The organism is Bradyrhizobium diversitatis, from assembly GCF_016031635.1.
In the GTDB taxonomy this organism is placed as follows: domain Bacteria; phylum Pseudomonadota; class Alphaproteobacteria; order Rhizobiales; family Xanthobacteraceae; genus Bradyrhizobium; species Bradyrhizobium diversitatis.
Window position 1 is genome coordinate 105,632 of the sequence record NZ_JACEGD010000019.1, and the last position, 21,466, is coordinate 127,097.

The window sequence follows — 21,466 nt, forward strand, 5'->3', positions numbered from 1 at the left end:
CGCCTCTCCCGCCTGCGGGAGAGGCGTAGGCCGCCTCCGGCGGCCGTCGTCTCAAAAGACGCCGAGGCAAAGCCTCGGCTATGGCGAAGCGCCGGGTGAGGGCTTTCTCCTCTTGGGGATTGTCTCATTGCGGAAGCACCCTCTCCCGCAAGCGAGAGAGGGGGCCCACTACCGTCGTCGCAGCCGATCAATCCTCATTTCATCGCACTTTAGCCGAAACTGGACGGCTTCGGGCCCGCTGCCGTTTGGCGGCAGGCCTTATTCGTGCTTAGCGGGATTGCCGCGCGAAAGGCCATCGGGTGCGTCTTCGCGCACGAGACAGCTCGAGCCCGTCGGGCGATCGGAGATTGCGCCAGGCACGCCCGGGCTGTTCGGGCCTCCGTATTCGTCCGGAATCCACAACTTGCGGTTATTGCTCTAGCCAAAAGCAAGGATTGGCGACAAAATGGTGGCTCAGACAATGCCACCATCGGCGCGACCTCCGTCGGAAAAGACGAGACAATCCTGGCCTTGATGCCTCAAAATGCTGAAACTTTAGGCATCTTTCTTTCTCGGTACCCCTGAGGCTAATCTCGCCTCATATTCGCAGTTCCTTTTCCGGTGGCTCGGATGCTGATCGTACTTACGATTCTGACGATTTGGGTTCTGCTCAACATTCTATTCGTGTTGATTGTAGTTCCCCCGCGCAAGCCGCTTCGGCAACCTATGACGACGACGCTCTCACCGGCGCCCATCGACCCAAGCCAGCGTGAGATCGAGCATGACGAACCCTTCTCGATCCGCCATGTCATCGTCTCCGTTGCAATGGGGGCCTTCTTCGTGCTCGTGCCGCCGTTGCTCGCCCTGCGCGATGCAATCATGCGGCTCTTCGGCAGGCCGCCGCGCAGCGGAACCTGAGGCCCTCAGGCCGGAGGTTCCAGCCAATTCAGAAATCGACCGACTAATAGGCTTCCTGGAACATCACTGCGGACGCAGTGCGGGCCATGATCTTCAGGTCGAGCCAGATGCTCCAGTTGCTGACGTACCAGACGTCGTACTCGACCCGCTTCTCCATCAGGTCGATCGTCGGCGTTTCTCCCCTGAATCCGTTCACCTGGGCCCAGCCCGTCAGGCCCGGCTTCATGTGATGGCGGTAGACGTACTTGCTGATGAGCTCGTCGTAGTAATTGTCGTGGGCGAGCGCGTGCGGGCGCGGGCCAACCAGTGACATGTCCCCACGCAGCACGTTCCAGAGCTGCGGCAGCTCGTCGATGCTCGTCATGCGCAGGAAGCGCCCGATCTTGGTGACCCGAGCATCCCTCTTGGTCGCCTGCGTCACTGTCTCGCCGTTCTCACTGACGGTCATCGTCCGAAATTTCCAGATCTCGAACGGCCTGCCGTTAAAGCCGCGGCGCGACTGCCGGAATATGACGGTTCCCGGGGAATCCAGCTTGATCAGCACGGCAACGGTCAGCAACAGCGGCGTGAGCATCACAAGCGCGAACACAGCGATGCCGATGTCGAGACATCGCTTCTGCAGCCGCTCGAGGATAGTGAGCGGGGGCCGCTGGATCTCGACCGCGACGGTTCCGCTGACCGGCAGAAAGGGACGGGTCACCAAGTCAGCGACCGGGTCGTCCGGCAGCAGGCGAATGGGCTGCGGGACGGCGCGCAAATATGGCCCGAGCTTGCGCAGCATCGGCAATTCGTTCCAGTCGATCGCAAGCAGGTATTCATCGACATCAGCCGAACGCGACTGGCGGATGACGTCGCGGATCTGACGCTCCCAGTGCCCATCATCCCGGTCGGCTCCGAGCACGAAATGGCGCGTGACGTCGAAGCCATTCCTCCGCAGATCCTTGAAGCGGTTCGAGGTGAAGTCGAGCGGCTTCAGGCTGAGCAGGATCACCTTGCGGTCGACCAGCCGGCTTCTCGCAAAGCTCATGCCGAACACGGCCTGCCAGCCGAAGCGGAGGCTGATCAAGCCAAGGCCGCCGATCAAGGCGAACACGATGACGGCGCCACGCGATAGGTTGTCGGTCGATTTCAGCAAGAAGGCCGCAACGGCTAGGATCGTGAGCGACGTCAGCCAGATAAACACCGCCATTCGAAGCTGCCATACGAGATTGAGCAGGCGGTGCGTGGAATAGACGTCGCGGAAATAGGCTACCCCGACGAACACCACGCCGACAAACAATCCGGCTCCCACCGACGCGCCATCGGGAGGCGAAGCGACGGCCATACCATACAGCGAAGCACCCGCCGCATAGCTCAGCAGGATCAACAGAAAGTCAGCACCGATGACGACGATCTGAAAAGGCCTCTGAAGAGCGCTGCCGCGCGCAGATGACAGCGCATGAGCATTCTCAGAACCATAAGTTGCAACAGCCATTCGAACCTCTGCCTATCGAGAGAGTGCCTGACGCTCATCGTGATGCTGAAGACTCGTCACTTCCCCGCAGTGAAAGTGTTGTTTGATCGCAGCGACATTGTGGCGCTGCACGCAAAACTTTTGCGGCGCACGGATGACGCGTCGTGTTGAAATGCGCAGCGAAATTCGACGCGCTGAAAATGTCGTCACAGTGCTGACATATGAGCGGACGGACTGCCCTATTTTGAATCAAGTTCCGCGTCCAATGCGGTGCCGGTCGTTGCATCACGCGACTTCGCTCAACTTTGAGGCGGCGCGTTGCTTCCGCCGAAAGCAAAGCCGGGTCGACACGAGAATCTCCTCGGGCTTCAATCTGTGGATGCATGCGAAGATTTCTGCCGAGTGATGCAGACTTGCCGCAAGCTTCGGCGCAGCGATGCAATTCCTGCGGATCGCTCCTGTTCCTGCACGCGCTGTTCCTGCGCCCCCGACCCGAGGCCGGCAAAAAATGCCGCGCCCTTCTTTTGGCGTGATCAGGTCGGAGAACAAGACGCGGCCCCACCGAATTCACGTTGTTCGAGTTGGATGGAAGCTCTCCGGTGCCGACGACTTGGGGATATTGTTTCGACCACCGGATCGATTGAGCGCCATGATATCCCTCGTGCGACCACGCCCGCCCGCTCCCAAACCGCAATTGCCGGACGGAGTGAGGATCTATGCGATCTCGGATATTCACGGCTGCGCGCATTTGCTCCAGCCGATGCTGCGGGTGATCGACGCCGACGTCGCGCGCAGCCGGCCACGCTATGCCGTCGAAGTCTTCATGGGCGATTACATCGATCGCGGCCCGGATACGCGCTCCACCCTCGACATCCTGATCGAGCGGAGCCGCCGAGGAAATGCGGTTTTCCTCAAGGGCAACCACGAGGCTTTCCTGGTCAGGGTGTTCGAAGACCCTTCACTATTCGAGGACTGGATTGCCGTCGGCGGGACCCAGACATTGATGTCCTACGGGCTTGCGCCGCCGGACCTCAAGCGCGACGAGCCGGCATCGATCCTGCGCGATTTGATTCGCGCGATGCCGACCGAGCATCTGGAATTCCTGGACAATCTGCGGTTGAGTTTCAGTTGCGGAGACTTCTTTTTCGTCCATGCCGGCGTTCGCCCGGGCGTGCCGTTGGCCGAGCAGACGGAGCGCGATCTGCTCTGGATTCGCGAGGAATTCCTCCGGAGCGAAGAGCAGTTCGGCAAGTATATCGTCCATGGTCACACGCCGGTGCGCAGCGCGGAATTCCTGACCAACCGCGTCAACATCGACACCGGCGCCTATGCGACCGGCAACCTCACGCTGATGAGCATCCAGGGAAGCCGCATGCTCGCGGTGTGATACGGACGCGGCGTGCCGCCATGGCGAAACGCTTCGCCTAGTTGAGCAAGCGGGGCTTCTCTACCCGGGCCCGGGTTTCGGCCATCCAATCGTTCCAGGCCCGCTCATGTTTGACGTAGAGCTCGAGCCAACGCTCGTTCTCGCCCTCGCGAACACAACGCTCCTCGTCAGCCAAACCAGCGCTCAAGCGGGCGTCAGGATTGTCCAGGGTTTCGAATTCGATCGTCTCCGATATCGTCAACCCAACAAGCACACGTTGTCCGGCGCCATCGACGATGTAGCGCCGAGGCGCGTCCTTTTTGGGTTCACTCATACCTCATGCCCCATTCTGTCAGTGAGACCCCAGATGCCTGACCTTACCTAAAAGGCTCGCCGGGCATGGCCGAATGTCGAGGTGGGATTCGGCTGGGTCGCTCGACGCGAAGTACCGCGGGATGAGTTCGCAGGTCCTCGCTGGACGCGCCAGGCGCGCAGTACGTATCCCAAGATGAGGCCTGTGCCGAAAATGGAAGCGGAGACAAGTGCAGAAGCCATAGGAGTCGTCCCGGATAGTGCAGGACTTATCAAGGCCAAGCAGTGTGTCGACATCATGGTTCTCGGCGATTCCTGGCGCCGAAAGATTGTTCAGGCGTGACCTCTCGTGAGCATGCAGCGCTAGTGGCGGCCCTGTGGGCCTCCCGTGCATCTCATCTCGGCCGCAACGTTCGTGATCTTTCTAAAAGGGCCACCCTCTATATAGAGAGTGTGCTCTTGATATGGAGAGTGTGCTCTTGGCCCTCGTATCCTGTTGCCGTCGAGCAAACGCCTCTTCCTCGCGCAATGAAATTTAGGACAACCGGGCCAGCCCATGCCCTTGCAACCATCTGGAACCCGTCGCATTATTTCGCGTCTTACTCACGAGGGATTCAATCCAATGCAGGTCCGCGTCCTTATTCCATCCATTGCCCTGTCTGCCCTCGGCCTCGGCTTGACTGTATCGGTGGCTCCAGCCGCCGAGCTCGCCCTTGCTCCGGCGCATCAGCGGGCAGCCCACGTTCAAGGCGGAGTTGTGCTATGGGATGACGTCTACCCGCCCGCAATTTACGGCCCCCAGCTTCGCCCGGTCGAGGAAGTCGCGGCCATGAAGGCACAGGCGCGCCCGGTGTCCCAGCGCTGGTGGGGATATTGGTACGTCCGGTAGGAGACCGAAGCGAATTGACTTGAGCGACTTTGCGCTAAACACCAAAGGCGCTGGATTGACCGGGGAGCGGTCGCCGGATTTGAGCCAGCGCATTCTCCAAGGCTGCTTCTCGTCATTCTGGCTCGGGGCCAGTATCGCCCACATGCCTCGCAAGTGCCAGCAGGCTGGCTTGCAACCCGAAGGCATGGACCGACGGATCGTACTTGAGGTGGGTCATGCGCAATACGTCATGGCGCGCGACTTCACCGCCTCGGGGTCGGCTCTGGCTCACAGATATCACCTGCATCCCGACTGAAAAGGCTAGCTGTATCCGGCTGCCGTCATCGACCTTCTCAAGATCGTACGCCTGCGCGACCAGGTGCGCTCGAACCCGCATCATCCGCACTGACGATCGCCATCCGTCGGCGGCGGGTCCGCTGCCGGATTGATCAATCAATTCCGATTGCGGGGTGCCGCGTGCCTCCCAAGAACATCGCTCACGGCAAAGCAATCAAAAGACGAATGCGGGTAAGATCGAATCGGGGACATTCTTGAAGCAGGACCAGGGAGGGCTGCCATTTCTCCCTTGCGGATTGCAGCATCCACAACCGCCGGTTTTACAGATTCAGTTGGCGGCGCAAAGCTTCACGCTCGTCGAGAAGTTCTCGTAGTCGTCGAGCATTGTCAGATTGCGTCTCCTGCCACTCGATGCGGTCCTCGGCAGTCCACAGGTAAGACTCGCAATTCAACCGAGCTTTCTCTGCCCTATCAAACTCGGTGAAGAGTTTGATGTCGCGCTCAACCTGGTCCAGCTGTTCCTGCAGAGTTCTTGGCATCAGCCGTTCCCTCGGCCCTGCCTCTAGCCCATTTCGATTTTCCGTGTATTCGGCGTAGCGATCAACAGGCATTCACTCGCCTCGGGCGCATGGATCGTCGCTCAGACATCACCGCAGGTTGCATTTCTAGGTGTAGATATCCTTATTTCTCGATTGAGGTCAAACGAGGACGGCTGCGACGCAACTTTTGATCTGGAACGGGGCCGCCGGATCCGGACCACGAGGGCAACAAGATTGCTGCAGATTTCTCGACTTGAGAACAGGTCCCAGGAGCCGCCTACATATATATAGCTTACGATTGAATTGATAACTTATTGCAACTCAGACCTGTGCCGGTCCGTGAGCGCTCTGGAATTGAAGGCGCAGCGCGGCATCCGTCCGGTCGTCGATCTCGCCACGACCGAAGCGCCGAAAGCCGCGACGAACCGCTACTGCTCATATGGATCTCTGCGATGAAGTCGGCCTAGACGCCCGAGCTTATTGATCGCATCGCCGCTCCAGGCAATCGCTCCATGGTTGGCACATCAACGGCCCTTTGGTCAGCCAGGTTGTACTGGATCTGCATCATGATCTGCACGTGTCCACCGGAAGACGACGCAGGATCAGGAATCCGAGGCCCGTGGCTCGAGCCAATCAGCGGCGCGGATCGGATGGCTCCGAGATTGCATTGCAGGACTTGTCCCCATCGGACGCGAGGCGATCGCGCACGACCCGCGCGGGCTCGCCAATGGCCACGACCTCGGGAGGAACGTCCTCGCGTACGGTGCTCCGCGCGCCGACGACGGCGCCTCTGCCCACCTTCACGCCCGGCGCAACAAACACGTCGCTGGCGATCCAAACTTGATCGCCGACCGTGATCGGGGCGGTGATGTAGCTGAACGCGAGATCGGCCATGTCATGCGATCCCGTGCAGAGATAGGATCGCTGCGAAATGACCGAATGAGAACCGATTGAAATGCAATCCAGGCTGTACAGTTCGACGTGATCACCAATCCAGGAATAGTCCCCTATTTCAGTCTTCCAGGGGTAGGTCACGCGCACCGTCGGGCGCAGCAGCACCTTGCGGCCGATCTTTGCTCCGAACAGGCGCAACAGAAAGCGCCGCCATGCAAAAAAGGGCTGAGGCGAAAGTGCAAAGAGTGTCGATTGAACGACCTGCCAAAGCAGCACGACGACCGCTCCCCGTCCGCGAAACCCCGGCGGTACACGAAACTGATCCAGCTTCTGAAACTCGCGCATTCTGGTAAGTTCGGCCGACAGAGGGAGGACTATGTTTCACCGGTCGTCTATGGCGGATGCCTGGGTCGTCAGGTAGGCCTCATAGGCGCGCCGCATCCCGGCCTCCAACGGAGTCTTGGCCTGCCACCCGAGTGCTGAGAGGCGACTGACATCAAGCAGCTTGCGCGGCGTTCCGTCAGGGCGTGTCGGGTCAAAGACGATATCCCCCCGATAGTCGACGATACCGGCGATCATACGGGCGAGCTCAGCGATGGTGATGTCGCTGCCGGTCCCGATGTTGATCGGCCTCTCGTCGGAATAGTTCTTCATCAGGTGAATACAGGCGTCCGCCATGTCGTCGACGAAGAGAAACTCGCGACGCGGCGAACCGCTTCCCCAGACCACGACGCTCTTGCTTCCGGCGACCTTGGCTTCGTGAAAGCGTCGGATCAGGGCCGCTGCGACATGGCTATATTCCGGGTGATAGTTGTCCCCGGGGCCATAGAGATTGCTCGGCATCACGCTAATGAAGTCAGAGCCATATTGGCGTCGATAAGCCTCTGCCATCTTGATGCCGGCGATCTTGGCGATCGCATAGGGCTCGTTGGTCGGCTCAAGCAGACCAGTCAAGATCGAGTCTTCGCGCAACGGCTGAGGCGCAAATTTTGGATAGATGCAGGATGAACCGAGAAACATCAGCTTCTCGGCACCGCTTGTATGCGCAGCGTGGATGACGTTAGCCGCGATTGCGATGTTCTCGTAGATGAACTCGGCGCGAAGCTTGTCGTTCGCGGAAATTCCTCCCACCTTGGCCGCTGCGACGAACACGACCTGCGGCCGCATCCTTGCGAACCAATCGGACACCTGAGCTTGGTTGATCAGGTCGATTTCGGTTCGCTTCGCGGTGAGCAACCGGACGTTTTCTTGCGCGAGCCTGCGCACGAGCGCAGCACCGACCATCCCCCGATGCCCGGCGACGTAGACGCTCTTGCCATTCAGATCAAACTTTGTGGTTGGCACTCGATAGCTCCCGCCTTGCATCCTTCAGATCGCTTGCCACCATCTCGTGCACGAGCTGGCCGAACGTCCGCTTCGGCTTCCAACCCAGCACCCTGTTCGCTTTGCTCGCATCGCCAACCAGAATGTCCACCTCGGTCGGGCGGAAATAGGTCGGGTCGATTCGAACCACCGTCTTGCCGGTGCTTCTGTCGATGCCAGTCTCATCAACGCCCTTGCCGCGCCATTCGATCTCGCGTCCTACCTCCTTGAAGGAGAGTTCGACCATCTCGCGCACCGAGCGGGTCTCGCCAGTGGCAAGCACGAAATCGTCCGGTTTGTCCGCCTGCATGATCAAGTGCATCCCTTCGACATAGTCCTTGGCATGCCCCCAATCTCGTTTCGCCTCGAGATTGCCCAGGTAAAGCGTATCCTCGATCCCGACCTCGATGCGGGCCACGGCGCGCGTGATCTTGCGGGTTACGAACGTTTCACCGCGGATGGGACTCTCGTGGTTGAACAGGATGCCGTTGCTGGCAAACATCCCGTAGGCCTCGCGGTAGTTGACCGTGATCCAGTATCCGTAGAGCTTCGCGACACCATAGGGCGAGCGCGGATAGAACGGCGTTGTCTCCCTCTGCGGGATCTCCTGCACCAGCCCATACAGCTCGGACGTGGATGCCTGATAGAACCGCGCCTCCTTCTCCATGCCCAGGATGCGGATCGCCTCCAGAAGCCTCAGTACCCCGATTGCGTCGGCGTTAGCGGTGTATTCGGGACTCTCGAAACTGACGCCGACATGGCTCTGCGCCGCGAGATTGTAGATCTCCGTCGGCTTGATCTGCTGCACGAGCCTGATCAGGTTGGTGGAATCCGTCATGTCGCCGTAGTGCATCAGGAACGGCACATCGCCAATGTGCGGATCGCGATATAAATGATCGACACGAGCAGTATTGAAGGAAGACGAACGCCGCTTGATGCCATGAACGACATAACCGAGCGATATAAGGTGCTCGGCGAGATATGCACCGTCTTGTCCAGTGACGCCCGTAATTAGCGCAACACGCCCACTCATATGCGAAAACCTGCCGTTGACCGCCGGGATTGGAAACAAATACGATAACGATGGAACGGCTCAACCACCGTTGTCATGTAGAAGCGACCTTCCATGCAGGTCAATCGTGGCAGGGACTGATCATTAACGCCGGAGACATTCTGACGTGTCACGTCAGGACAGACGAAGAGCGTCATTGATCGATGTCGTCGCCTTCTCGGAAACCACACCCGTCCCGTGTTCAGATCTACCCGGCAGATCGCAAATCGAACTCATGCTCTCGATCCAGCGACGCACGATGGTGCGGCGGTCCCAACGTTCGATGGAACGCTTTCGTCCCTCTGCGCCAAGCCTCTCGCTAAGAGAAGGATCTTCGCTTAGCTGAAGGATGGCATCTGCAAGCGATCGAACGTCTCCCGGCGCAACGAGCAAACCGGCACCCTGCACTTCGGCAGCAAGCCCCGTGCCCCGTTCTGCCATCGCGACGACGGGGCGCGCGGACGCAAACATCGCCCCCAACTTGGACGGCAATACAAGGTCGGCCGCCTCCGCCCTCTGCGGGACTACGTGAAGGTCAGCCGTCGCCAACAATTCGTTGAAACTTTCGTTCGACTGGAGTCCCAGGAAATGAACTCTCGGATTCTCAGAGGCCATGTCTACCAGTCTTGCCTTGTGCGGCCCTTCACCAGCGAGAATGAAATGCAGTCGCGGATTACGCCGAAGAAGAGCGGCGGCTTCGACGAGGAGGTCGAGTCCCTGCTTGGCCGACATGGTCCCGGAGTAGAGAGCAACGACGTCATCTTCGTCGATATTCAGGGATGCGCGATATTTGGTCTGCTTCGGACGGGGAAATATCACATCCGTGTCGATCCAGTTTCGGATCTCGGTCGTTCTTTGCGGATCGACGTCCTTGTCCCACAAACGCTCCACCATTTGCGGACAGATGCTGGAAACGCGATCAAACGACCTGAGGACCGCCGCCTCCGCCTTGAGCATCACCTTCCGTAGGGAAGCATTCCGGAGCAGTCCTAGACCGTATGCGGCATCAATTTCGAAGTCTTGCACATGAAGCCACGACTTAGCACCGGTGCGACGAGCAACAAAGGAAGCAAACCGGGCCGACATCAACGACGGCGCGACGGAAATTATGATGTCGGGCCGCCAGGAATATGCATCGATCAGCGCCGGCACCAAGCTTGTCAGTGCAAAGGACAAGTGGTGAATCAGACGCTTTGCACCAGTCGGCTGCTTGGGAACGTAGATCGGCGCTCGCATGACGCCCACGCCCCCCATCATCGAGCGCCTGAAATAGGAGCCACTCAAACCGGCTGGGATGCTCCAGGCCGGATAGTAGGGAGGCGCCGTAACGACCCTCACCTCGTGGCCCTCGGCAACAAGGCTTTCGCAAAGCTCCGTATTGTATTTGGCCACGCCGATCAGATCGGGAGCGTAATTGATGCCGACCAAAAGAATACGCATTCAATCCAAATCCTAAACGATAACTCGTATCCAAAGAACCCGAGACAGCCAAGGATCACCGCTTTGGCTTCGCAGCCTCCGCTGAAACGATCGCTGCCGCGGCGGCTAATCGCCGCTTGAACTCCGGTGCGAAATCGAGGGGACTACGCTCGGTAAGGCCCGCCAATCGTCGGAAAGAAAAACTTCGCTCCGGGCCAGTACGTGCGCTTGCGCAAGGTACCAGTCTGTCGCTCCCCGCACTTTCGCTTGCGAGGTGGTGGCAGCTCTCATTAACGGAGTAAAGAAAGGATCATTTTAATGATGAACGCGTACCGTCAAGAGCCGTCAAGCGCGACAAGCAACGCAAGCTCTCCGAGAAACGTCCCGCCTAGTAAGGCCGGCGAAGGACCGGGCTTGTCTCCGCTATACAGACCCGATCCCAATACCAACCGTAGGGAGTTTCCACGCGGACTTGAGGGCAACGCCGCCGCGGCACATAGCGGTATGGATATGGTTGAGCCCAGAAGGTAACCGGGAATACGTGTTCGGCCGGCGTCGGGACGACGGGTGCCGGCAACTGCATCGCAGCGATTGCCTGCGGCCCGGCCAACAAGACCATTGCCGATACCAACAACCCCAAACGCCGGATAGTCTGCTTTGCCATCACCTTCCCCTGCGCTCGCCAACCGGCGACGAAATGCACCAAATCAGAATATTTCAAAATTCAGCCGGATATCGAGCAGATTATTTATCAACGGGATCGGAAAAAGGCAACGGACCATAGCGTATTCATCCACCAGCCCGGAATATCGAATCGGGGCCGCTAGAAGGCGCCGGCACCCTCCTTTTCCGGTGCTCGCCGGTACTCGCCCCTGATGAATTGTGTGCTGACAGCCTGAAACAGCGGGGCGTTCTCCCTGCCAAGACCCGCGAAGACCAGGATATCGCGCAGGGTTCGCCACCGACTTTCGTCGTATTCGCCTATTCGGGCGCCGACAGGCAGCACCAGCGACCGCTGCTGCTCCATTTCGAACTTGACGCGCTCGGGAGCGAGGCCGGACCGGTCAAAATCGACAATGATCGGAATCGCCCGGCTGTAATCGGCATAGGCAAATTGCCACCCCCGAACCAAGCCGTGCAACAGATCGGCAATTGCGGACGGCCGCTCTCGAATCAGATCATTGCTGGCGAAATAAACCTGCCCAGGCACGTGGATTGCGTAGTCCTGGGGTTTCATGACGCTCAATGGGACGTAGTCCGCGCTTGTCTGGCTAGGCTGCTGATCGATCGGGACAACGATCGCGTCCACATCCCCGGATCTCAGTGCCTGGAAGTTGGCCCGGTCGGAAACCTTGACGATCTGGCTACGTGGCAATCGAAGCCTGGCCATCATGGCGTCGAAGACGACCTCTGCCTCACTCCCCTCGCGGCAACCGATGCGCTTGCCGATGAGGTCATCCGGCCGATGCAAGCCCGACCGCTCCAGCGCGAAAATCGCCACCGAGGTGTCAAGGAAGCTGGCTGCAAAGGCAGTGACAGGAGCCCCTCGCCAAACCGCAAGCAAGAACTTCTGGCCCGTCGTCACCCCGATTGCATTCTCCCTCGCAACCGTTTCGACGAAATTGGGATCGTCTGGAAGGGCTCTCATTGCGACGCCTCGCTTGAAATAGCCCTCCTTGGCAGCAATCATCTCGCCGGCGAAGCGAGCGGAGTAAGGTCCATCCAGGAAGAAGCTGGCGTGAAACGAGGAATCGGCGGGGGTGTGGACGGGCGTAACGTCGGGAATCAAGGCGAAGACAACAATGCCGGTTGCGGACAGCGCCGCGAGACCGATCGCCACCCGGCGCGTCACCGTTGATCCCGATCGCCGTCGTCGGTGACGCATGAACGTATCCCCTTCCGACCTTCGAATTTTGTGTTCCAAATGGCAGAATTAGGATAATAAGAGCACAAGAAGTAAGGTTATTTTTTCATTCGTCTTGTTTCGGCTACGGCCTTTCCTGATAGCACCCAACCGGATCTTCCTTTTTCTGAGTTGATATTATGACAATTGCATCGGCTCGCCCGACCTGCGCCGCGGACAGTCCGGTAGAGATTCACGTTCTCGATGAGGCGAATCCGGCACGTGCAAGTTTAGTCGTACGATGGTGGCGACCCAACATTGTCGAACTGCTGGCTCTTGTGGCCGACGCTATCATCATCGTCGCAAGCGGCGTCGGCTGCGCTGCCGGATACCAGATCTATGCACGGCCTGAGCACGACCAACTCGACGTCTACACCGCACTCAGCTTCCTCGTTGCGCTCAACTTTATACTTCTGATCAAGGTTCAGCACGGCTACGCTCTCAAAAACTTTACTGACCTGCCGCAGCTATTCAAAAAGACACTGGCAACGTGGACCGCCTTGTTCAGCGCGCTGATCGTTATCACCTTCGCCATGAAGGCCAGCAATCAAGTCTCGCGCGGCACGATAATCTCGTTCTACCTGGTCACTCCAGTCCTGCTTCTGCTGGCGAAGGCAGCCATTGCGCGATTTGTCACGACGGCGTTGCGGAACGGTGGTGCCTTCGCCAGGCGCCGCGCCGTGGCGATCGCCGAGCGCGGGTTGCTGTCATCGGAGGCAATGGCAGAGCTCACACAGCATGGCTACCGGATCACGCGGATCATGGAGCTCCGCCCGGAGTGCCTGACTTCGCCGGCGCTGATCCCGTCGATCGGACCGCGCCTCGACGACTTCGTCGCCTACGCGCGGGAGAACCAGATCGAACAGGTGTTCCTGCTGCTCAAGTGGGATCATTGGCACGCGATCGACATGATCGCGGACGCGCTGAGAATCCTTCCGATACCGGTAAATCTCGTCTCCGATCCGGATGTCTCGAGGTTCTTGCGCTACCCGGTCACGACTGCCGGAAGCAGCATGATTGCAGAGATACGGCGTGCACCAATTTCGCGACAAGAACAGGCTCTCAAACGCGCGTTCGACCTGATCGGTGCCAGCCTCGGCCTGCTGGTGTTCGCACCGGTCATGCTGATGACCGCGATCCTGATCAAATGCACGTCGACCGGCCCGGTGTTGTTTCGGCAGACCCGGAACGGCTTCAACGGTCGCGCCTTCAAGATCTACAAGTTTCGGACGATGCGCGTGCTGGAAGATGGACCGATCATTCTGCAGGCGCGCAGGAACGATCCTCGCGTAACCCCGGTCGGCAGATGGCTACGTAAGACCTCGATCGACGAACTGCCGCAGCTCCTCAATGTCCTGCTGGGCGACATGTCGCTGGTCGGCCCCCGCCCCCACGCGGCTGCGCACAACTCGGAGTATGAGCAGGTCATCAGCAACTACGCGTTTCGCCAACACGTCAAACCAGGCATCACCGGCTGGGCCCAGGTCAACGGTTACCGCGGCGAAACGCTGACCGTCAACATGATGAAATCCAGGGTCGACCTGGACTTGTGGTACATCAACAACTGGAGCATCTGGCTCGACGCGAAGATCATCTTGCGCACCGTGGTACAAGTGACTCGCGATCCCGTGGCCTACTGATGTCTTGTCCCGCCCCATCCGGTAGAGGCATTCCATTCATTCAGCGATGCCGCCAATCGTATGGGCACGCGCCTGATCGTGGATTCGTTCGCCCAGAATGAGAATCAGGCAATTAACTCTGTCCTCAAACAAGCTCGCATCGGGGCTGCGCATCATCCTATAACGTTGCGCAAAGAGGGCACCACCGCTAAGGCCCTAGCGCCCGCCAGCAGCAATCCAATTTCAGGAAGATGAAAACCTACCTCATCAAATATTTCGTTCTGGGCAGCGAGCAGGTCATCTTCAGCTTCTCCAATTTCTTCTACCTGGCGGTGGTCGCGCGCCGGCTGCCGCTGGCCGAATTCGCCGAGCTGAGCCTTGGATATACCTGCTATCTCATTCTCATCGGCGCTCATCACGCGGTCATCTGCGATCCCATCATCGCGACCGGAATCAGCGCACAGGACAGTCAACGATCATTGTTACGGCGCCTGTGGACGATCAATGTATCCTTTTGCTGCCTGGCACTGGCCGCAGGATGCGCACTCGTCTTGACCAGCAGCACTCACGAGATGCAAACGCTCACCGTTGTAGCTCTCGCCTGCCTGTTCTTCAGCTTTGCCGGTCCGGTCCAGTTCGTTCGGCGAATTATGCACATTCAGGGACACGTGCAGGCATCCGCCGTCGCAGCAGCGGCTTACGCAACGGTCCTGATCGTGTCAGCCTGGATGCTGCCCCACGTCAATCTGGAATCGCACTTTGCATATACCGTACCGTTCATCCTCGGCAATCTGGTCTTCCTTGTCTCAGCTTGGCGAAACATCCCACGCAAGCTCAACGACAACCAGAACATCTCCCTGAAGTCCCATTTCCGGGCGGGATATTCGTTCCTGATCAACAACCTCCTCGGCCTGGCGACGACAAATATCTATCCGTTCGTGTTCGTGTTTCTGAACTCGCCTGAAGCCGTTGCAAGCTATCGGCTGATGTTCGCCGTGATAGCTCCATTCGCGCAGTTGCTTGGCGGGCTCTCAGGATTCATCACGCCGCGCATTGCAGTCGCGAGGATCAGCCAGATTGAAACGCCTCACCTGCTGATCCTGGCTCTGATCGTCTTTGCTCCGCTTCCGTTGGCCGTCATGGCAATTTGGTTCGGCAGCGACGCGGCCTCTCTCATCTTCGGAGCCAAGTATGTCGCGCTCGGAGGATCAATCCCCGTTGCATTGATTTCGACGAGCTTCGCCCTCGCACTCGCGACCGTGAGCATGTGGCTGAGGGCCAATCACCGGCTCGGCCTGATGCAGGCCGGCAGCTTGATCTCCGCGGCGATCACCGCCGTCATCGCGATTCCCAGTTGCCTGGCTCTTGGCGTTACCGGTGCGTTCGTGTCGCTGGCGATTGCCAATGGCGCCGCGGCGCTTTGGGTGGCAGTCAAGGGAACCTCGGGCCGTATCCGAACGCAGCCCGGTTAGCCGCTCAATTCTGCGACGTCTCCGGCATTGAGCCGCGGCGGATTGAGGGGGGTGCAGGAATATGGACCGTCCGTTTGGTGAGGAGGAGCATGACCGCCGAAGCCACGACGGTAGAGCTATGGATTGCCCATTCCGACCACCCCACTTGAAACGGGCCGCGAAGCAAGATCATGCATAGCATCGGCGAAAGACAGAGAATGAAGTACAGCGGCGACAGCCTTTGGGCAGCGAGGCCGCGACGTTCTACCCGATCGAGAACATAGACGATCGCAACCGACATCAGCATCGCCCCAACAATCCCGAAGCTGAAATAGCCCTCGATCGGCGGCGGAGCCGAAACGTTATCGGTGCCGAAGCCTTTCAGGATGAAGATGTAGTCATGCATGATCTCGCCGACTGTTCTTCCCTTCCCCGCCCAAAGATCGCGCGGAACGAAGAACAGCAGTGCCCCCATGATGTTCGATCCCCATTCCAAGCCCTTCATTTCGACCCACATGATGGCATAGCAGAACAGATCCAGGCCTGAGAAATCAGGATGGACGAAGAACTGGGAGAACGGCCGCTGATCGAGAGAGACGTTTGCGTACCGGAAAATGGATCCGAATATGGGCGACGCCAGCAATCCGGCGAAATAGGTGACAAGAAACAGACGAACGCTCCTTGGACCAAATATCGCAAGCACGCAGAATACGATCAATGTCGAGGAGCGAAAACGTGCGGAAATGAGCGGATTGTTGATGAAGAGACCCGCCAGAAGCAGAACTACAAAGCATGTCACCCAGCCCGTGTTCCGGCGAGCCAAGGCGACACTGGCACCGATTACGGGAGCAACCAGGGTGAATGGCCGGAAGAATGCCGTGACCAGAATGTTGATCATCTTGCTTTCGCCAACCACTGAACCGAAAGCCTCGCGGTTCACCTGAAGCAATGACGAGCCAAGATAACCAACCAATCCGAGCGATACGACCATCGAGGCAGCTGCCAGAAGGGTGTAGTTCGGGTTTGGCTCGGCGGCGAGGCTTCTGTCCAGAAACCGGTTAGGGCGGGATTCGGGAGCTCGAAAGGGACGATAGACGACGAAGCAGAGGCCCACGATCGTCATGAATGCGCAAAGGACGCTGGCCGGCACAACGAGACTTACATCAGCCAGAATTGGATCGAAGTCGTTTCCGATCTGCTGAAGAGGCGCCACGGCCAGAAACAGAAGGTTGAAGACGAAGAAGACAACGAACAGCAGGTAAGATCTGGCCAGAGCAATCTTCAGTCCGAATAGGGAAACGATCCCGTTCACCGCCAGTATCATGGCAGCGATCAACGAAGCACGCGGGCTGGACCAGGCCTGGGTGAACGAGAGGAGCAAGTAGGCTCCGGCCGAGCCGATCACGACATAGTCGAAGACGCTCTTCGGCGTCACATACAACTGGGAAGCGGCTGCACTACGCGAGAACTGGTTCATAACCTAAAAAACATTAGAGTTCGCCAAGCTCCACGTTGCGGCGCCGGCTCTGGAAAGAGCACATCCCACCGCAGTTCAGCCTCGGTGCAGATCGTACAATACATATCTCGGTCGCGTTAACGCTTCGAACTCGCTCACCTTGCGGCCAAATCTCAGGTGAGATATCCTTGTAATATATAGAAGATATCAACGGAATACTTACTTGAATGTCCTTTTTCCCGGCCCGGATTAACGACGACCTAAAGCTGCACGCCCGTATGGACCGGCGTCGGCTTCTCTCCGCCGGCATCCTCCTCGCGGGAGCATCTTCAATGCCGGCCTCGGTGGCGGCCGCGACAAGTTCAGGAGCAAAGGCGAAGAAAGTTTACGCTCATTGGCATTGGTTTCCGACCTCGTTCGATAACTGGCCGGCGGACAAAGATCAGTATGCCGATTATATGTCGCCAGACGGGACCCAAGGTAAACTTCGGGCCGAAGGCGGCTTCGTTCGCGAACGGCCCCTGCCTCGACCTCCACGCCCAGAGGCAAACTGGGCTGTGCTCGACATGCTCGATGAGATCAAAGCCGCTCGTCACATCGGGCTGGATGGTTTCCTGTTCAACATGGGAGGCATAGACGACGGCTCCCCGTACATGATCCACCTACGCAACATGCTCGAGGCCGCCAAACAGGGCCCGCCGGGATTTGAAGTCATACTATCGATCGATACCGTAATTCTGGTGAAGACACCGGTCGACGCGATCGCCGACGCGATCCTCAAGCTGGCGCGGAACTCCCACGTTGCGCGTCAATCCGACGGCCGACTGATCCTGGGGGCCTTTTCTCCCGAGCAATGGGACGTTGGCCGATGGAAGGAACTGTTGCAACGACTGACGGCCAGCGGAGAGAAGGTCTTCTTCTATCCTACATTTCTCGATGTGCGCAGAACGATCGATTTCATGGATTTGATCGATGGCGCATCGATGTGGGGGGTCGACAAACTGAGCGACATCCCTCTTCTCAAGAAAGTAGGAAAGTTGGCGAAGCAGGCCGGGAAGGTCTGGGCATCCGTGGTGTGGCCCCAGGACTTCCGGCCGCACAATCGCTGGTTCTCGGAATGCCACAACAGTGAATTATTCCGGGCCTCTTGGGCCGCGGCGATGGAAATCGGCTCCGACGCGGTCAACATCGCCACCTGGAACGACTATTCCGAAGGATCCGAAATTCGACCGTCCACCAGCATTCAATATGCTTTTTATGATCTCGCTGCGTTCTATATCGCTTGGTTCAAGAACGGCACGATGCCGCCGATCACCGAAGACGTGCTCTACTATTTTCACCGAATCGAGTCCACCGAGGCGGCTGGGACCGGCTCTGCTCAACCGTTTAGGTTCGCGACAAATCTGGTCAGCCGCTTTGCCGATCCGCCTCAGAACGACATTGAGTTGCTTGCGTTCTTGAAGGAGCCGGGCGAGCTCACGATAGTGACCGCGAAAGGCGCGAAGAGCCTGAAGGCGAAAGCTGGAATCACGTCGTTTCGAATTCCGCTGGTGCCGGGCAAAGTGAGTTTTCGCCTCAGCCGCGGAGACGCCAGCGTCATAGACCTCCCGAGCGCGTTCGAAATTCGTGAGACCTCGGCCTATCAGGATTTGCTGTATCACGGCGGATCGTCGTCCCGTCCACCGGTCTAGAATATTCCGGTCGTGGTTCAGGCGAGGACTGCCTGGATATTGGCCGTCATTTCTCTTGAGCGCACCAGCGTTAGTGAGTCCCATGCATTCAACTTTCTTCCCGGAATTGGCTGCCGGCGGATTTTCCAGAATCGACGGCACGATCGCGTTTTACCAACGCGTGAATGCCCTCGTGACGCCGAGCACCAGAATGATCGATTTCGGCGCAGGCCGCGGCTCGATCCATGAAGACGCCAGCTCGGAGTACCGGCGCAATCTCTGCAATTTCAAGGGACGCGTTGCCGAAGTCATCGGACTGGACGTCGACGAAGCCGTCTTCACCAATCCGTCGCTGGACGAGGCGATGCTCTTGGATCCGACGGGACGTGCGCCGCTGCCTGCCAATTGCGCCGACATCATCCTGTCGGATTACACATTCGAGCACATTCCGGATCCGGCTCAAAGCACCGCCGAGATGGACAGACTTTTGAAGCCCGGCGGCTGGATCTGCGCGCGAACTCCAAACAGGTACGGCTACATCGCATTGGCCAACCGCCTGGTCCCCAGCGGAATTAGCCGCACCATACTCAGCTCGGCACAACCCGAGCGCAAGGATGAGGACATCTTTCCGGCGGTCTATCGTTTGAATACGCCGGCTACGCTACGGAGGTATTTCCCACCCGCGCGTTTCGACCATTTTGTATATGCTTGGGACGCGGAGCCATCCTACCACGCCAACAACCGCGGCCTCTACCGTGCGTTCCAACTCGTTCAGTCGCTTACGCCTCAGGCCTTCAAGACCGTCTTGATGGTCTTCATCCGGAAGAAGCTCGACTGCCCGGCGGAAGCCGCCTAGCTGGTGCGCTGGTGAATTCGCGTCCTCGAGGCGATACACTATCGAAATAAACCTTAAAGCCGAGATCTTGACCAAGCCGCAGCACTTTCGGTTATTTTGGGTGGGCGCGAGGAACGACTATGCTGAAGATTGTTATTCAAGTTTTATTTCTTTTCTTCCCCTGGAGAGTCCGTCGGCGGGTCCTCAACGCGATCCCCGGTTTTTCGATCCATCGCGACGCGCGGATCGGTCTGTCCTTGATTCTGGCCGACGAATGCGTCCTGGAAGCGAAGACCTACATCGGTCATCTCAACTATATCGGCCGGCTCGATCGGTTGCAGATGGATGAAGATGCGGTCATCGGCAATCTGAACTGGATCGGTGGACTGTCAACTCGCCTGAATTCGCCGGCCTTCCGAAACAGGACGAAGCGACGTTCGGATCTTATCATGCGCAAGGCGAGTCTGGTGATGAGCCAGCATTACATTGATTGCACCGACCGGATCGAGTTTCGTCAATTCTGCGGTCTCGCCGGATTCCGCAGCCAGTTGTTGACCCACGGGGTCAATCCAATGTCCGCCCGGCAGACATGCTCTCCAATCACGATAGGAGCCTACACGATGATCGGCACCGGCGTGATCATTCTGCAGGGCGTCACCATCCCGGACTATTGCGTGGTGGCTTCGGGCGCCGTCGTGACCCACGTCGCGCCCCAAGAATACTCGATGATCGGCGGTAATCCCGCGGTTCACCAGCGAGACATCCCCAAGACCGCAAAGATCTTTCACCGAACGGCCTTCACAGTCACCTGATATTCAAACGCGGCTCGTAGCCGTATCCGGGGCCGGGCCCATGTGCCGCAAACAGTGATTTGGCCTCCCCGACCCGTCGGGCGACATCAGGGATCCGCGGCGCTGCCCCGCCAAATGCTGCACTCGCCATCGATTATTCATTGGCTAACATGCTGAAGGACCGACGACCTCGTGCCCGGTAAAATGATCGTTGTGGCGGGCCCCCTTCCTCCGCCGGTTCATGGCGCAGCTCTCATCACCAAGCGGGCGGCCGACACTTTGCGCGCTGCCGGATTTCAACTCGCGTTCGGCAACACCTCACCAGGCGATGCTCGCGATCGGTGGCGGCATCATTTCAATCGCGCACGCGCATACGTCCGATGCGGACGAACTGTCCTTCGCCACCCGGAGGCCTCGATACTCTACCTCTCTCTGTCCGGCGGCTATGGACTGCTCTATGACCTGCTGGTCGTCGTCCTTGCGCGGTGGCTCGGGAAGACGATCGCGTTCCATCATCACAGCTTCGCCTACCTGACGAAGCGTAACGCCATCTTGGCGTCCATTATTCGCATGGCCGGCGTCAACCAGTTTCATATCGCGCTCTGTCCCAGGATGGCCACGATACTTTCGGAGATGTATGGCAAGCATCTAAGGACGCTCGTCATTTCCAACCTGGCGTTTATCGATTTGCCCGCCGTCGAACTACGGAGCTGTGACCGGACATTCAGCTCGATTGGCTATCTATCGAACATCTCGCTCGAAAAAGGTATCGACCGCTTTCTCGACCTGATGGCTCGACTGCGCGAGAGCGGATCCGGCCTGACGGCACGAATCGCTGGTCCCTGCGCCGATCTCGAGATTGAGCACTACATCAAGCGCCGCGCGAACGAGATCGGTGGGATTGAGTATGTGGGGCCCGTATATGACGACGCCAAGGTCCACTTTCTCTCCTCGATCGACGTCCTGGTATTTCCGACGAGATACGTCAACGAGGCGCAGCCTGTGGTGATCTATGAGGCACAGATGGCAGCTATCATCGTCGCTGCCTCCAACCGCGGATGCATCGCCAACATGGTGCCGGAGGAACTGCTGCTCGATCCGCGCGCGTCAGATCTCGACGGGATCGCGGAACAAATCCTCGCGTGGGAAAAGTCGGTCGCTGACTTTCAAACCGCCCTGAACGAGACCGAGCGTAATCGCGCAGCGCTGCTCGTTCAGCGCGAAGATGACGCGAGAAAGTTCGTAGACCTTTTCGATGCCCCTGCGATCAGATGAGCAGGGCG

General features: G+C 58.6%; 17 protein-coding genes. 8 read left to right on the plus strand and 9 right to left on the minus strand.

What is annotated here, in order from left to right; translation table 11 throughout:
- Positions 1–609 precede the first annotated feature (609 nt).
- Positions 610–897, plus strand: coding sequence for a hypothetical protein (locus H1B27_RS21390; RefSeq protein ID WP_061878806.1), 288 nt, complete (start codon positions 610–612; stop codon positions 895–897).
- A gap of 43 nt (positions 898–940) precedes the next feature.
- On the opposite strand, the gene H1B27_RS21395 is transcribed toward H1B27_RS21390, so the two are convergent.
- A complete protein-coding gene (locus tag H1B27_RS21395) occupies positions 941–2,371 on the minus strand; it encodes an undecaprenyl-phosphate glucose phosphotransferase (RefSeq protein WP_197967422.1) in 1,431 nt (476 codons plus the stop codon).
- A 628-nt stretch (positions 2,372–2,999) separates the two neighbouring features.
- Between H1B27_RS21395 and H1B27_RS21400 the strand changes: the two genes are divergently transcribed.
- Positions 3,000–3,737, plus strand: a complete 738-nt coding sequence (locus tag H1B27_RS21400) for a metallophosphoesterase family protein (RefSeq protein ID WP_061878804.1) — start codon at positions 3,000–3,002, stop codon at positions 3,735–3,737.
- A gap of 37 nt (positions 3,738–3,774) precedes the next feature.
- On the opposite strand, the gene H1B27_RS21405 is transcribed toward H1B27_RS21400, so the two are convergent.
- From H1B27_RS21405 to H1B27_RS21440, 7 genes are all read right to left on the minus strand, one after another.
- A complete protein-coding gene (locus H1B27_RS21405; protein ID WP_197967423.1) occupies positions 3,775–4,050 on the minus strand; it encodes a hypothetical protein in 276 nt (91 codons plus the stop codon).
- 1,463 nt (positions 4,051–5,513) lie between these two features.
- Positions 5,514–5,804, minus strand: coding sequence for a hypothetical protein (locus H1B27_RS21415; RefSeq protein ID WP_246515577.1), 291 nt, complete (start codon positions 5,802–5,804; stop codon positions 5,514–5,516).
- Between the two features lie 561 nt (positions 5,805–6,365).
- Positions 6,366–6,971: a WcaF family extracellular polysaccharide biosynthesis acetyltransferase gene (locus H1B27_RS21420; RefSeq protein ID WP_197967425.1), complete on the minus strand. Its 606-nt coding sequence runs from the start codon at positions 6,969–6,971 to the stop codon at positions 6,366–6,368.
- 36 nt (positions 6,972–7,007) lie between these two features.
- Positions 7,008–7,970 carry a GDP-L-fucose synthase gene (fcl, locus tag H1B27_RS21425; RefSeq protein WP_311976968.1) on the minus strand — a complete coding sequence of 321 codons (963 nt, stop codon included), beginning with the start codon at positions 7,968–7,970 and terminating at the stop codon, positions 7,008–7,010.
- A complete protein-coding gene (gene gmd, locus H1B27_RS21430; protein ID WP_197967426.1) occupies positions 7,951–9,021 on the minus strand; it encodes a GDP-mannose 4,6-dehydratase in 1,071 nt (356 codons plus the stop codon). The genes fcl and gmd overlap by 20 nt, the downstream gene beginning before the upstream one ends.
- A gap of 153 nt (positions 9,022–9,174) precedes the next feature.
- Entirely contained in the window at positions 9,175–10,479 is a 1,305-nt protein-coding gene (locus tag H1B27_RS21435; RefSeq protein ID WP_061878796.1) for a WcaI family glycosyltransferase, read from the minus strand.
- A gap of 802 nt (positions 10,480–11,281) precedes the next feature.
- Positions 11,282–12,310, minus strand: a complete 1,029-nt coding sequence (locus H1B27_RS21440; RefSeq protein WP_245312001.1) for an ABC transporter substrate-binding protein — start codon at positions 12,308–12,310, stop codon at positions 11,282–11,284.
- 191 nt (positions 12,311–12,501) lie between these two features.
- On the opposite strand from H1B27_RS21440, the gene H1B27_RS21445 reads away from it, so the two are divergent.
- Both H1B27_RS21445 and H1B27_RS21450 read left to right on the plus strand, forming a co-directional pair.
- A complete protein-coding gene (locus H1B27_RS21445; RefSeq protein WP_197967427.1) occupies positions 12,502–14,001 on the plus strand; it encodes an undecaprenyl-phosphate glucose phosphotransferase in 1,500 nt (499 codons plus the stop codon).
- A gap of 230 nt (positions 14,002–14,231) precedes the next feature.
- Positions 14,232–15,452 carry a lipopolysaccharide biosynthesis protein gene (locus H1B27_RS21450; protein WP_061878794.1) on the plus strand — a complete coding sequence of 407 codons (1,221 nt, stop codon included), beginning with the start codon at positions 14,232–14,234 and terminating at the stop codon, positions 15,450–15,452.
- Between the two features lie 4 nt (positions 15,453–15,456).
- Here H1B27_RS21450 and H1B27_RS21455 read toward each other — a convergent pair whose 3' ends face one another.
- Entirely contained in the window at positions 15,457–16,908 is a 1,452-nt protein-coding gene (locus tag H1B27_RS21455; protein WP_197967428.1) for a hypothetical protein, read from the minus strand.
- A gap of 206 nt (positions 16,909–17,114) precedes the next feature.
- Between H1B27_RS21455 and H1B27_RS21460 the strand changes: the two genes are divergently transcribed.
- The 4 genes from H1B27_RS21460 to H1B27_RS21475 all read left to right on the plus strand — a co-directional run bounded on the left by H1B27_RS21460 (position 17,115) and on the right by H1B27_RS21475 (position 21,458).
- Positions 17,115–18,578, plus strand: a complete 1,464-nt coding sequence (locus tag H1B27_RS21460) for an endo-1,3-alpha-glucanase family glycosylhydrolase (RefSeq protein WP_197967429.1) — start codon at positions 17,115–17,117, stop codon at positions 18,576–18,578.
- A gap of 55 nt (positions 18,579–18,633) precedes the next feature.
- On the plus strand, positions 18,634–19,413 hold the full coding sequence (locus H1B27_RS21465) for a class I SAM-dependent methyltransferase (protein WP_197967430.1): 780 nt from the start codon (positions 18,634–18,636) through the stop codon (positions 19,411–19,413).
- A 119-nt stretch (positions 19,414–19,532) separates the two neighbouring features.
- Complete coding sequence (locus H1B27_RS21470) at positions 19,533–20,204, plus strand: acyltransferase (protein WP_197967431.1); 672 nt, start codon at positions 19,533–19,535, stop codon at positions 20,202–20,204.
- 183 nt (positions 20,205–20,387) lie between these two features.
- The gene (locus H1B27_RS21475; RefSeq protein ID WP_197967432.1) at positions 20,388–21,458 is read left to right on the plus strand and encodes a glycosyltransferase family 4 protein; all 1,071 of its coding nucleotides are present in this window, start codon (positions 20,388–20,390) and stop codon (positions 21,456–21,458) included.
- Positions 21,459–21,466: the final 8 nt, after the last annotated feature.

Coding starts and splice junctions, on each gene's coding strand:
- H1B27_RS21390 (WP_061878806.1), top strand. CDS start 610: ATGCTGATCGTACTTACGATTCTGACGATTTGGGTTCTGCTCAACATT.
- H1B27_RS21395 (WP_197967422.1), bottom strand. CDS start 2,371: ATGGCTGTTGCAACTTATGGTTCTGAGAATGCTCATGCGCTGTCATCT.
- H1B27_RS21400 (WP_061878804.1), top strand. CDS start 3,000: ATGATATCCCTCGTGCGACCACGCCCGCCCGCTCCCAAACCGCAATTG.
- H1B27_RS21405 (WP_197967423.1), bottom strand. CDS start 4,050: ATGAGTGAACCCAAAAAGGACGCGCCTCGGCGCTACATCGTCGATGGC.
- H1B27_RS21415 (WP_246515577.1), bottom strand. CDS start 5,804: ATGCCTGTTGATCGCTACGCCGAATACACGGAAAATCGAAATGGGCTA.
- H1B27_RS21420 (WP_197967425.1), bottom strand. CDS start 6,971: ATGCGCGAGTTTCAGAAGCTGGATCAGTTTCGTGTACCGCCGGGGTTT.
- gmd (WP_197967426.1), bottom strand. CDS start 9,021: ATGAGTGGGCGTGTTGCGCTAATTACGGGCGTCACTGGACAAGACGGT.
- H1B27_RS21435 (WP_061878796.1), bottom strand. CDS start 10,479: ATGCGTATTCTTTTGGTCGGCATCAATTACGCTCCCGATCTGATCGGC.
- H1B27_RS21445 (WP_197967427.1), top strand. CDS start 12,502: ATGACAATTGCATCGGCTCGCCCGACCTGCGCCGCGGACAGTCCGGTA.
- H1B27_RS21450 (WP_061878794.1), top strand. CDS start 14,232: ATGAAAACCTACCTCATCAAATATTTCGTTCTGGGCAGCGAGCAGGTC.
- H1B27_RS21455 (WP_197967428.1), bottom strand. CDS start 16,908: ATGAACCAGTTCTCGCGTAGTGCAGCCGCTTCCCAGTTGTATGTGACG.
- H1B27_RS21460 (WP_197967429.1), top strand. CDS start 17,115: ATGTCCTTTTTCCCGGCCCGGATTAACGACGACCTAAAGCTGCACGCC.
- H1B27_RS21470 (WP_197967431.1), top strand. CDS start 19,533: ATGCTGAAGATTGTTATTCAAGTTTTATTTCTTTTCTTCCCCTGGAGA.
- H1B27_RS21475 (WP_197967432.1), top strand. CDS start 20,388: ATGATCGTTGTGGCGGGCCCCCTTCCTCCGCCGGTTCATGGCGCAGCT.